Origin of the sequence: Alkalihalobacillus phoenicis, assembly GCF_047302405.1 — a bacterium.
In the GTDB taxonomy this organism is placed as follows: domain Bacteria; phylum Bacillota; class Bacilli; order Bacillales; family Bacillaceae_D; genus Alkalihalobacillus.
On the sequence record NZ_CP154853.1, the window covers coordinates 2500867 to 2514342 of the forward strand.

General features: G+C 38.2%; 8 protein-coding genes. 3 read left to right on the forward strand and 5 right to left on the reverse strand.

Annotated elements, in window-relative coordinates; translation table 11 throughout:
- The first annotated feature begins 86 nt into the window (after nucleotides 1–86).
- From AA0017_RS12050 to AA0017_RS12060, 3 genes are all read left to right on the forward strand, one after another.
- Nucleotides 87–236 carry a YycC family protein gene (locus AA0017_RS12050; protein ID WP_413374635.1) on the forward strand — a complete coding sequence of 50 codons (150 nt, stop codon included), beginning with the start codon at nucleotides 87–89 and terminating at the stop codon, nucleotides 234–236.
- 437 nt (nucleotides 237–673) lie between these two features.
- A complete protein-coding gene (locus tag AA0017_RS12055; protein WP_413374636.1) occupies nucleotides 674–1120 on the forward strand; it encodes a hypothetical protein in 447 nt (148 codons plus the stop codon).
- 951 nt (nucleotides 1121–2071) lie between these two features.
- On the forward strand, nucleotides 2072–2755 hold the full coding sequence (locus tag AA0017_RS12060) for a PspA/IM30 family protein (protein ID WP_413374638.1): 684 nt from the start codon (nucleotides 2072–2074) through the stop codon (nucleotides 2753–2755).
- A 77-nt stretch (nucleotides 2756–2832) separates the two neighbouring features.
- On the opposite strand, the gene AA0017_RS12065 is transcribed toward AA0017_RS12060, so the two are convergent.
- The 5 genes from AA0017_RS12065 to AA0017_RS12085 form a co-directional block, all read right to left on the reverse strand.
- Entirely contained in the window at nucleotides 2833–5367 is a 2535-nt protein-coding gene (locus AA0017_RS12065; RefSeq protein ID WP_413374640.1) for a septation ring formation regulator EzrA, read from the reverse strand.
- An 848-nt stretch (nucleotides 5368–6215) separates the two neighbouring features.
- Nucleotides 6216–7346 (reverse strand): IS110 family transposase, encoded by a 1131-nt coding sequence (locus AA0017_RS12070; protein ID WP_413374642.1) that lies wholly within the window; start codon nucleotides 7344–7346, stop codon nucleotides 6216–6218.
- A 718-nt stretch (nucleotides 7347–8064) separates the two neighbouring features.
- Complete coding sequence (locus AA0017_RS12075) at nucleotides 8065–9879, reverse strand: ABC transporter ATP-binding protein (protein WP_413374644.1); 1815 nt, start codon at nucleotides 9877–9879, stop codon at nucleotides 8065–8067.
- 15 nt (nucleotides 9880–9894) lie between these two features.
- Nucleotides 9895–11643: an ABC transporter ATP-binding protein gene (locus AA0017_RS12080; RefSeq protein ID WP_413374646.1), complete on the reverse strand. Its 1749-nt coding sequence runs from the start codon at nucleotides 11641–11643 to the stop codon at nucleotides 9895–9897.
- A 301-nt stretch (nucleotides 11644–11944) separates the two neighbouring features.
- Entirely contained in the window at nucleotides 11945–13354 is a 1410-nt protein-coding gene (locus tag AA0017_RS12085) for a SpoVR family protein (protein ID WP_413374648.1), read from the reverse strand.
- Nucleotides 13355–13476 lie beyond the last annotated feature (122 nt).

Sequence of the window (13476 nt, forward strand, 5' to 3'; positions counted from 1 at the left end):
AATTTTTGATAATTGATGCACAAAGAAATTAAATACGTTACACTAAAAAGAACGAAAATATTAACATAATAGGAGGCTTTGTATAAATGAGACCTTTACAAATTTCTGCTGACACGGCTCAAAAACTGGCGAAGTCATTAAACGTACCGATTGAACAAATCATGCATATGCCACAGCATATTCTAATAGCTAAATTAGCTGAAATAGAAAAAAAGCAAGCCGAAGACAAAAAATAGAATGACAACCGTGTTCGTATCAAATAACTAATTAAGAAGAGGTTGCTTCAAAAGTAATTTATTAACTTTTGAAGGCCTTTTTTTATGTCATTTCCTAGGCCAAGAGTTTTTTTCTTATCGTAGATTTATACATATCTTAACCTCAAATTCACCCCATTTTCATCCCAAAGCTTTCTCATATCACCGTTACCAACTAATTTTTGGTCATAAAAAAACAGCTAAAGCCATAACGGCTCATCCAATTATTTGAGACTTTTCCCCGTTAAGGGTGAGAATGAGACTTTTTCGGTGGCTTCATAAAAAGAGTCTTTAAAAATAATATGCATGCTTTGTAAAAATTCTTTCACAAAAATAAGCCTTTCTATTCTCATACAAGCCATTAAAGCGAATAAGTATAGTGTAAAACCAAACTTTATTCCTTTCATCTGGAGGCCGATATGTTTCGTAGACAACGAAGACCTTACATGACACTTCTATTTGTATTTTTAATATTCATTTTTTTTATCTTTTTACTCTCCCCTTCTGAATCAAAAAAAGCGAAAAGAGTTGTTGACACGTTCTATCAATACGAACAAGATGCTCAGTTTTCATCATCATGGCTACTTTTACACTCATCCGTTCAAGAACAATTCTCTCAATCCAGTTACATTCAGGATCGTGCCCACGTTTTTATGGGGCATTTCGGCAGTGAGACCTTTGATTATTCAATAAGTTCCCCGAAAAAAATCTCGAATTATGCTTTAGCGAACCATCCGGAGGAAACAGTAAGCGGCTATAAAATCGAAGTAGAACAAATTTACGATTCTAAATACGGAATCCTAAAAATCACTCAAACTGTTATCGTTCTCAAGGAAAATAACTCATGGAAAATGTTATGGGAATAACGATAAAAGTAAAAAAATTTTCAAACCAGTACGAACGATATTTTTAATCTACTTCACTTTATTATGAACTCAACTTTCGCATCGAGAAAATCCGTTCAACTAGTTGGCCGAGCGAAAGGGAAGCTCTTAAACAAATACCCTTGACACGTTTAAAAAGCGAGAACGTACTATCACACCAAACGGATAAACTGCGCATCAAGAAAAAATATACAATGTACAATGCCCTCCGGCGGTCGCTCCCAAACAGACACTCCGCGTCCCGCAGGAACCTCATGAGCCTCCTCAGCGTTCACGCTTGCGGGGTCTCATTGGACGGTTTATTCCTGCGGGAGTCTCCGTGTCTGTTTGTCCGCTAGATAATGGAATCGAATCTAGGTTCAGTTTTCTCATGGAATAAAAAAATAGTCATGACTTCAAAGTACATTAGCTTGAGAATGATTTTTCTCTTTCAATAACCAACAAAGTGAAGAAGAAGGTCCTTCTGCGTTAAAAATAGCTAATTTGGAAAGAACCATATCATCAAGCCTCTCCACGACACTTAGCGAACAAAACCATACGGAGACTCCCGCGGGAATAAACCGTGGAGCGAGACCCCGCAAGGCTTGCCGAGGAGGCTCGCAAGGTTCCCGCAGGACGCGGAGTATGGTTTTGGGAGCGACAGCCGGAGCTCTTAATTTTACTGCACAGTTTCCTTCAACAGCCTATGAAGAGATATGTTCAGACTGTCAGCGATTGAACCATTCATGTAAAGTCAATTTGAGTCTTGTATCGCCCTAAAGTCAAACTCTATCAACGGTTAAGGGTCAATTATACGCTGCGAAAGTTGAATTATGAATAAATAAAAATTATTGAAACCTTTTTTGTTACAATTCGTAACTATACTATAGATACACACCAAAGCTAATACATTGTGGTAAAATAGAATAAATTAACTTTTCTGGAGGGATGAAGATGTTTCGTTTTTTTAATCGTGTCCGCACAATCGTATCATCTGAATTAAATTCATTACTTAGTAAAGCAGAAGACCCTGTTAAAATGGTCGATCAATTTGTTATTGATATGGAAAATGACATAGCTGACGTAGAATCAGCTGTTGCTAAGCAAATAGCTAATGAAAAATTACTTGAAAAACAATATGCAGAAGCTGCTGCCCTTGTTACTAAACGTGAAGAGCAAGCGATGACAGCACTCGAAACTGGTGATGAAGATTTAGCAAGGCGTGTGTTAGAAGACAAAAATAAACATAGTGAACATGCTGATTCTTTAAAAACATCTTGGGAAGAAGCGAAAAAGCTGTCAGAAGAATTAAAAGCAAAACTTCGTGAAATGAATGAAGAATTAAGAGAAATGAAAATGAAAAAAGATTCACTAAAAGCTCGCTCTGAAAGTGCAAAAGCACGTACAAAGGTGAATCGTTCATTATCAGGTATCGGCGGAGCCAAATCTGGTTTTGATCGAATGGAAGAAAAAGTGATGCGTAATGAAGCTGAAGCAGCTAGCTCAGAGGAACTACGCAGTGCGAACCGTTCACTTGATGATGAATTAGCCGCTTTAACCACTTCCTCAAGTGTTGATTCTGAGCTCGCTGCACTCAAAGCAAAAATGAACTCCAAAAAGGAAGAATCAGCAGAATAAAAGACTAAAACCACCAAAACCTTCTCTAAAAAGGTTTGGTGGTTTTCAAATTTATTTATTTTATTTTCGTGTAAAGCTTATCGCTTCTTCCCTCCTCCTCGAGGGCTAAAACTGCCACCACCGCCTCGTGAACCTCCTCCACGCGAGCCAAAACTTCCTCCTCCACCTCGTGAGCCTCCCCCAGGCCGTGAGCCAAAGCTTCCTCCTCCACCTCGGGAACCTCCTCCAGGCCGTGAGCCAAAGCCACCTCCCCCACCACTATGGTTATTTCTTGAACCAAAGGACTTGCCGACTTGAGTTCCGGCTACAAAAGAAATACTATTTCGTCTTGCTTCTTCCTGTTGACGACGCCTTCTTTCTTCCTTTACCACTTGATCATGATCTCGTCTCATGTGATTAGAAAGGTTCGTTATTGCAGAAATCTTGCCTTTGGCTTGATCATACTTTCCAACAGAGATTAAGTGCTGAATATCACTTTGGTTTGCTTTAAATTGTTGGTGATATCGATCAGTTGAAATCTTTGTTCCATAACGCTTTGAAGCTTGTTGGAAGGAACGGTCGGCCTCTTGCCACTGTCTTTCAATATCGCGTTTATGGTGTAAATAACTTTTTACTTCTTCTTCTTTTTTCTTAAATTGATGCTCGAGTCCATGAATTCGTTTTGTTACCTCATCTAAATGAATATTAGATTGATTTACTTCATGAACCTCAAAACGAATATCATTGATTAAAATCGAAAATGGTTGCTCATCAAATGGTAATTCCTCACGTTTTATTAAAGTGATTAAAGCCTCACAGTCTCTTTCAAGTTTCTCCACAGTCGTTAATAGCCCTTTTCGTTTTTCTTCTAAGCTATTAAATCGCTCAAAACACTCGACATAGGTCATTTTCAATTTGCTAAAACGCTCTTGAACAATTAATGCTTTATTAAAAGCCTCTCCATACTGTTGTCGCTCTTCCTGCTGTAGTGCTTTAATTAACGGTAACTCTTGTTGAACCCATACTATTTCTTGTTTTAATCGCTCATACACATTCGGAATATCTTGCCAATGTTCTTTACCAAAATGAGTTTGTAAACGCATTAGCTCATGCTCGTATTTTGAATCTAGATGAGCAAACGAGCGTAACTCATTTTCGATCCGGTAGACGATTTCTTTGCTTTCATTACGATTTGAAATCAACGTTTCCACGAAATTTTCGGCCTCGATCACATCTTGATGAATCGACTCGATCGTTTCTTTTGCTTTAACTACGTCGCCTTCATCAATGGCCTTTGTCAAAGGACTAAATTTCACCCTCGCTTTTTTAAAAAAGCTAGTCATTTTATCATCAATATAACGAAGGTTTTCAGCCTTCATTCTCTCATCGATTCTAGTTTCTTTCACAACGAGCTCTGCTTCTAAATTTGTAGGTACTTGTTCTAACTCTTTTAACTGTTGAAGTTTGTCACCTAACCCGACAATTTCTTTATTTATCGGCATTACTTGATTTTGGGCGCCAATAAAGTCAAACTGTCTTTCTAACTGTTTGATTTCTTCAATCTTTTTCTTCCATTTCATGATTTCAGTTTCTAAACTTGAGTAAGATTTTCCGACCTGTTGTTTGTATTCCTTAAACTCTTTCTCAAATTTATCAATGGAAGCAACCAATTGATTAATCCTTTTAGTCGTTTCCATTTCATTTTGAAAAAACTGTTCAACGTCTTGCTCAAGTCCAATAAGCACTTGTTCATCAACTTCTGTCTGTTCCCTGATTGGATCAAGCTGTTGAGAAAAATTTCTTGTTTTTGATGGTTTCCCTAATCTGGTTATTTGATGTTCCCGCTCTTTAGCACTCGTTAAAATAGCAAATAGCTGATCATTTAACTTTTTTAATGCTACTTCGGTTTCACCTTTGGCTAGTTTTAAACGATCACTTGTTTTATTAAAAGGATTTAATACATTGGAAAGCAAACGATTTTGACGTTCTTTAAGTTCAGCTTTTTCTCGTTCCATTCTTTTTTTCGAACGAAATTTAAAAAAGACAACAACAGCAATGATAAACAGGGCAACAATTAATAGTGCTTGAATGAGAGCACTAGTTGAGATAGAACTTGTAGATGGCTCAGGTGTCACTACCCCTGTTGAAGAGTCATTTCCACTTGTATTTGAATCATTACCAGTGTAGTAAATCTCTGCTCTTGATTCCATTTCATAAACAAGTCGTTCAATTCCACTGACAAAATCTCCATCCACAGCGGCATCAATAAAAGTACCCTCCAATAATTCTTCATAGGCATATTGACCATATCCAGTCATAATGATCGCTTCTAATTCACTCCCGGTTTGCAGTTGAACATCATAATCGGTGTTTAACAATAAGATTGCGTCAACATTATTTTGTTCATAAAGCATTTCCGCCTCAGCTGCAATGCTGTTATTCTCCATATCCGTTACGGAAAGGATTAAATATTCATAACGGGTATTTTCAAATTGTCTCTCTAGTTGTTCCATTTCTGCATTTGTTAAAAATTGTGCTTCATCATTTATATGAAGTGCGGCTAATCCTTGGATTGGATTGAAAATTAATACTCCGATAACAATAGCTAAAATAAGTGGAATCATACGTTTCATTTCTTCGCCCCCAGTTTGCTCTTATACCCATCATATAGCAATTCATTCTTTGAATAAAGATTCTTTAATAGCTTCTATATATTTACGAAAATAAGCAAAGAAAGTTTCGTTTGACAGCTACCATTTCATTACCCAATCAAAAAGCAGGGACATAACTAGCAATTTAAAGTGAGTGGTAAGACACCGCTCCTGAGATAGGGGCAGCACCCTCCGGCTGGGGTGGCTAACCGGCTAGGCATGTGAAAAAGTCCTGTTAGTTCGAATAGGTTTGAATGATTTGGTTTACTCCACCAGCTGCATACCCTACGCGTTCCGCGGGTGAACCGGGAGCCTCCTGATATGAACGAAACTGTCAAGGGCCCTCCTCATAACCAAGGTTTTATCCGTTTTTGGCCAATCTTAACTAGAGAAGCGGTATTTGCTTCTTAAAAATGGATGGCTTGGAGCCTTTTAGGCTTTCAATGTCCTTTCTTTAGCCTAACTACTCCACTTCAACTCTTAGGAGGTCTGTCAAGCGGGTTCCTTGACTGGCCTTCTAAGTAGTTGAGACACTTAAGGTTAGCTAAAGATAATCGTCTTTTATTCCCTCCTAAAAGTCGGATCTTTGTGAAGAAAAGGACACGGCACGAAGGCAAAAACGTTAACGACGATTTTCATCCTGATATCCGTGGGTTTTCACATAGTATCTTTCCGTATAAAGGCCATTCCACTAACTCGCGGCGTGCGTTCTCCCTAAAACGGGATAGCACAGAGGAGGCACGTGGATTTTCCTTCCCGGTGTTACTCTTTGCCTTCGAGCCCTATCCTTCTTATCTAGTTGATATTGATTTCTCTATTTTGTTGATTTCTTATACTTTGTTTAGTTGGCTTTGAGCGGCGGTGCTAGGCACATGTCGGCTAACAGCCCAAATAAATCCTGCTAACTCTCTTGCCACCGCTGTTATGACTTTCCCACTTTCTTTTCCACGCGATAATAAACGATAGTAGCGCTGGTTCAGTCGATTCTGTGCTTTCCACGATAGAGCTTGTATGGACGGATCAAGCTTCTCCAACCTCTTTTTCAAACGACCTTTTACCGCTGGTTGGTAACGATAACTCCAGGCCGATTCTACTAATAAGCGACGGACATGACGATTTCCCGTTTTGGTAATCTTCCCTTGGTACCTTCTATCTCCGCTTGAAGATTCACTCGGTACTAAACCGACATAGGACATGAATTGCCTTGGGGTGGCAAAGCGTTCAAAAGATCCTATTTCTGCCACGAGACTCGCAGCCGTGATTAAAGCAACCCCTCTGAGAGATTGTAACGTTTGAATAGCTGATGCATGAACGCCTTCTTCTGCTTCTTGTTCGATTCCTTCCTCATATCGTTTCAATCTTTGTTCCAACTCTTTTAACTGATGGTAATACTCTTGAAAAACGAGATTTAAGTTTGGGTGCTCAAATGTCAAAGCATCTAACCAAGCGTAATACTTCTTCGTCCACTTTTTCACCCCTTCAGGTGGACGCTTTTCATTACGCAAGAGAAACTTTGTTAAGCGATGTTTGGAACGTAATTCATCTTCTTTGGCATCTTCACGTGCTCGAACTAAATCACGTAACGCTTCATCTTCAGGCGTCGGAATGTAGATGTTCGTTAGTTCTCCCGCACGATAAAGTTGGGCGAGCCTTAAAGAATCCCTTTTGTCCGTTTTGACTCGGTCTCCTGCTTTTTGGGGGATCAAGGAGGGAGCGATCACCTCACAATAGACCCCTAAAGATACACATAAGCGATACAGCCCATATCCAGTCGGTCCCGCTTCGTAACAAAAACGGAGCGTGTCGACCTCTCCTAATTTTTTGATAAGCTTTTTAATCGCCTCTGGTGTATGCGGAATCATCCCCATATAACGAGGGGCATCCCGACCTTCTTCCGCCACCGCTACCGCAATTTTTTCTTTTGATACGTCTAAACCAACGTATTTTATGGTATCCTTCATAATAACTAGCTCCTTTCGTAATGTAGCTCTGATTTGGTTTGGTTAATTCTTCTGTTAATCATTCTAACCAAATTAACCTACGCTGTTACGAGTAAGGGGCTAGTTTCGTTCATGATAACTCGCGATTTCCCGCTGCGGGGTCTCCCGTGTTTCACTTCTCCCGCAGGAGTCTCCGGGTATTCCGCTGGCTCCGTTTTGGTCAAACAAAACCAGCTAAAGCCATAATAGGTTATCTAATGAATCAACTAATAGTTTAAGGTTCTTCCCAATTAAAGGTGAAAATGATACTCTTTCAATGGCCTGTCCTTTCCTCCTTAAGGAATGGGCCACGCATCTGGTCCGCTACATTTCATTTTCTATCAAAAAGACAAAAAAATCGCTCTTTCCTTTAGAATGGAGTTACCACTACAAACCAAAGAGGAGCGATTTTATATGTAACCAAAAGGCTACTTTCCTATTTTATAACATGAACGAATTCTATCTTCCTAAAACGTACGGACTGATATAGCTACACAAGTGACTTTAAGATCTATAAGTGTCGATCATGTACAGGTTGCCCCCTGTGTCCTAGTGGACGAAAACATGCGGAGCTCCCGTGGGATCTAGTGGCAGGCCGAAATCCACCGGCCTAGCCGGTTAGTTCGGCGTCACCCCACAGGACGCGAAGCATGATTTTCGGGAACGGTGAATAGAGCTCCACACATGGCTATCCACTTATTTAGTCCGCATGAATCGCTGAATATTGGGATTTTACAAGTTCATAATAAATTCCTTTTTTATCCATCAATTCATTATGTGTACCTTGCTCCATCACATCACCGTGATCAAGGACGATAATTTTATCTGAATCACGAATCGTTGATAGACGATGGGCAATCATAACTGCTGTCCGGTTATGGAGCAGCTTTTTTAACCCTTGTTGGATTTTAAGCTCGGTTTCCGTATCAATACTCGCGGTAGCTTCATCTAAAATTAAAATTTTGGGATTGGCAAGTAAAGCTCTGGCAAAAGATAATAATTGACGTTCCCCAACAGAGAGAACACTTCCCTTTTCCTCAACTTCTGTATCATAACCTTTATCAAGTCGTTCAATAAAGGTATGGGCTCCAATTGCTTCTGCTGCCGCTTTAACTTCCTCATCTGTTGCGGTCGGCTTCCCAAAACGAATGTTTTCTAAGATCGTTCCGGCAAATATGAACGTATCTTGCAAAACATAACTGACATTTGTTCTTAATTCATTCAATTTTAGGTCTTTTAAATCATTTCCATCTAATAAAACTCGACCAGACGTTGGGTCATAGAATCGACTCATTAAGTTAACGATTGTCGATTTCCCTGAACCCGTGTGACCGACTAAGGCAATCGTGTCACCAGCATTAAAGGTTAAGTTGATTCCTTTTAACGCTTTTCGCTTGTCATCATAAGAAAACTCAACATTCTCAAAAACCATTTCTCCTTTAACGTCACCGATTGGAATCGCGTTCGCTTTTTCTGGTACAGATGGTTTCTCATCTAAAAACTCAAAAATCCTTTCTGAAGACGCCATCCCTACTAAAAGCTGATTATACACTTGCCCTAACCTTGAAATTGGTTCCCAAAACATCCCTAAGTAGAAAGCAAAGGCGACAAAGACCCCTACTTCAAGGCCACCTTGAATTAACGTAGACCCGTACCAAATAAGGACAATTGCCCCGATGACACTAGCCATCTCCACAAATGGACGGAATAAAGCATTTTGTTTCGTTGCATTTCTCCAGCTTTTGAAATTTTCATTGTTCACATTCTCAAAGAATTCCATGTTCTCTTTTTCTTGAGCATATGCTTGAGTGACACGGATTCCTTGAATACTCTCATTAAGATGAGAATTCAAAACCGACTGTCTGACACGAACATATTGCCAAGCACGTCGAATCTTTCGACGGAGCTTTGTTGAAATGAAGAACATAATCGGAACAACAATTAAAACAAAGATCGCGAGCTCCGGGCTTAAATAAAATAAGATAAAGACAATCCCAAGTAACATAACGATATCCATAATCAAATTGATGACACCGTTTGTAAACAAATCCTGTAAGGAGTTTACATCATTAATCACACGCACTAAAATCGAGCCACCCGATCGCTGGTCAAAAAAACGATGCGATAATCTTTGAATATGTTTAAAGAGAGATTCACGAATATCAAAAATAATATGCTGTCCGAGCTCATTCATCCATCGTATCCTAAACATATTAGCAAAATAAGAAACAATGTATAAAACGAGCACTGCTCCTGCTAAATAAGCAAGCATCGTAAAATCACCTGGTATAAGGGCATACTCAATGACCATAAACCCGACTAAAAAAGGAATCGCCAAACGTATCGCGGTTGCAATTAACATCATAACAATCGTTTTAGGCAATATCGTTTTCGCGTAAGGTTTCATATATTCTAATAACCGTGTCATCTGTTTCCAGTTAAATGGCTTTTCGATGATGTTCTCAACGGTATAATGAAATCGTGTATTTTTTGCTTTTACTGCACGCTCACTCATTCAAATAACACTCCCTTAAGCCTGTTGAAGCACATATTGCTGATCTTGGTTTTGAATATTATAAATGCGGCGGTAAATTCCAGCCTCATTCTCTAATAATTCATCATGAGTTCCTCGTTCAACAATTTGTCCTTGATCTAAGACAAGAATTTGGTCGGCATGCTTCACAGAAGAGATACGATGAGCAATAATAAAAGTCGTTCGCCCTTCCATTACTTCTCTAAAAGCTTTTTGAATCTTCACCTCTGTTTGCATATCCACTGCACTTGTTGCATCATCCATAATTAAAATCGCTGGATCCATTAAAATTGCTCTTGCAATCGCAATCCTCTGCTTTTGTCCACCAGATAAGCCTAGTCCTCTTTCCCCTAATACCGTATCGTACCCTTCAGGTAACTCAGAGATAAATTCATGGGCATCTGCTCGTTTTGCTGCAGCAATAATATCATCCATTGATGCACCAGCTACTCCATATGAAATATTGTCACGGATAGTCGAAGAGAATAGGAACGTTTCTTGTAAAACAATCCCGATATTGCTTCTAATCTGTTTCATCGAGTATTGTTCGATTGGTTTTCCGTCGATATAAATCTCTCCACCTGTTTTTTGATAAAAGCGTGTTAAAAGCTGAATGACACTCGACTTACCTGATCCGGTCGCTCCAACTAACCCAATCGTTTGACCTTTTTTTACATCAAAAGAAATATTAGTTAAGGCGTGGTTTGTCTCAGTATTGTAGGCTAAATCTACATTTTTGTATTTAACTTCTCCAATTAATCGAACTTTTTCTTTATCACTCCGATATTCATCGACACGTTCTTCTACATCCAAGATTTCTAATAAACGCTCTCCAGATGCTTTTGATTGTGAGAATGTATTCATAATAAAACCTAACTGCATGATTGGCCCAATAATAAAGCCGATTAAACTAAAAAAGGCCACAAACTCGCCGGCAGTCATTTGATTTGTAATGGTTAAGTAGCCCCCAAAACCAATCAAGATAACAGAAGCCATATTCCCAATTGTCTCCATTAAAGGGAAGTATTTTCCCCATACTCTTGCAATATCAATATGTTTTGTTCGGTAATCCTCATTGGTTACGTCAAATCGTTTGGACTCCTCATCCTCTTGTGATAAAGCTTTTACTGTTTGAACACCGCTGACATTTTCTTGAACCTTCGTATTAAGATTCGCTAATGATTTACGAATTTTTCTAAACCTCGGATGCACACGTTTATCAAACATATAAACGGTTACACATAAGAAGGGCAATGTCGCCATCGTTAATAATGTAAGAGGGACTGAATAGTAAAACATAACTCCTAAACTAAATGTCACTAATAAGACGAAGTTGACAAGTTGGGCAAACCCAAAAGATAAAAAGAAACGAAAACCTTCAACATCCGCTGTTAACCTTGACATTAAATCCCCTGTTTTAGCATTATCATAGTACTTAAATGGAAGGAATTGTAGTTTCTTATATAGTGCTTTTCGAAGTTGATAAACGGAGGAAATTCCGAATAAATCTCCATAATATTGGTTAATAAATGCTGTGATACTTTTTATGAGCGTCGCCACTAGGAGGGCTAACACTAACCAAGGAATCAAACCATACTCGCCTTGTGTAACCGAATCAATCGACATTTGTAAAATAACTGGATAAACAACCGTCATTCCCGTTACACCTAGCAATGAAATTAACGACCAGAAGAAGTACTTTTTATAAGGTAAATAAAAATTCTTCAGACGTTTAAAAGTGTCCATTACTTCACCGCCTTTTTTACTCTTTGTTATTTTATGCCTCTCATTTGACGTTTCACTTTATTCTTTTTTGGTCTCCCCCACCTTTTTAAAGAATTTAGTAACTCGAAGTAATTATGAATAGCAAATTTAATGATACTCGCATTGCCTATGAATAGTCAATCATTTTATCCTAATTTTCAGATATTATCGTAACATTTTTTTATAAGTAGAACTGCTCACTAATTTGGTCTAAAAACTAACTTCACGTAAAAAAGAACGACACATCCAATGATATGCCGTCATCGCTCAGAATACTTCTTTTTTATAAATATTTTCGGTGGATTTTTTTTCCATCATGAATAAAGACTAATTTTTTCTCGTTGACCGTCGTTTCTAAATGAACAGGACGCCCCCATAATTGATAAAAATATGGAAGTACTTTTTCTAAATAAGTGACATCCAATTCCCTATCTTCATATGCGTGAGAAATGTAAAGTTCTCCACTTTTTAAATAATCTCCATCCGTAACGACTAAATAAGGAAAACCTCCGTTAATTCGTGAATTTGCTAACTGATCCCTTACTTGCTCCCACTCTTTATCGACAACCTTATAATCAGTTCCCTGTTTTTGAAATAAATACATATCTTCTCTCATGACTAAATCTTTTGTTAAATAGTTACGAATAAAGGAAATATCGGATTCAATTTCTCGGACTTCATACATTTTTTCACGGCCACTCCCTTTTTTCACACCTTGGCGCTCCATCATTTCCTTTGTTGGATTGTTATAACGCTCTTCAATGTCTTCAAATATTTTTAATCCTAAATAATATGGATTAATTGAAGTTTTCGAAGGTTGAACGACACCAGCATTTAATTTGGCAAATTCAATCGTTTCATCACTCGTTAAATTCATCTCTCTTAATATACGAGCATGCCAGAAAGATGCCCAACCTTCATTCATAATTTTCGTCTCTAGTTGCGGCCAAAAATAAAGCATTTCTTCCCGCATCATCGTTAAGATATCTCGCTGCCAAGGTTCTAATTCTCGACTATATGATTCTATAAATAAGAGAATGTCCTTTTCAGGTTTTGGTGGAAATTTTTTCTTGTTTGATATACGCTCTTCTTCCTTTCGTTTTGAACCTAAATCCCAAAGGTCATCATATTCTCCACGTTTTCGTTCCGTTGTTTCTTCTTCATCATCCATACTCCAAGCAAGTTTAGGTCTCAACAGACTTGGATCAATATGCTCTTGAATCGCTAAGACAGCATCGAGAAAATCCTCTACCTCTTTTTTTCCGTGGACATGTTCGTAATGGGCAATTCGATCAGCAGTTGCTGCCATTGATTCCACCATATCTTTTCTTGTATTTGAAAAGCGGACATTATTTTTGAAAAAATCACAATGAGCCAAAACATGAGCAACAATCAGTTTATTTTGAATTAAAGAATTACTATCTAGTAGAAAAGCATAACAAGGATCAGAATTAATCACGAGCTCATAAATTTTACTTAATCCCAGATCATATTGTAATTTCATTTTATGAAACTGTTTTCCAAAGCTCCAATGTGAATATCTCGTTGGCATCCCGTAAGCCCCAAATGTATAAATAATTTCAGCTGGACAAATTTCATAACGCATTTCATAAAAGTCTAGGCCAAACCCAGAAGCGATTTCAGTAATTTCCGCAATGGCTTTTTCTAATTCTTTCCAATCATCTTCTTTCATGAAGGTCCCTCCTCGATCAGCTTTTTACAATCTATGATCGATTTTTTAAAAAGATGAGAAGAAACGGACATCTATCGAATGAATTAAAGAAAATTTAAATACTTTGCTTGCAAAAATAGACA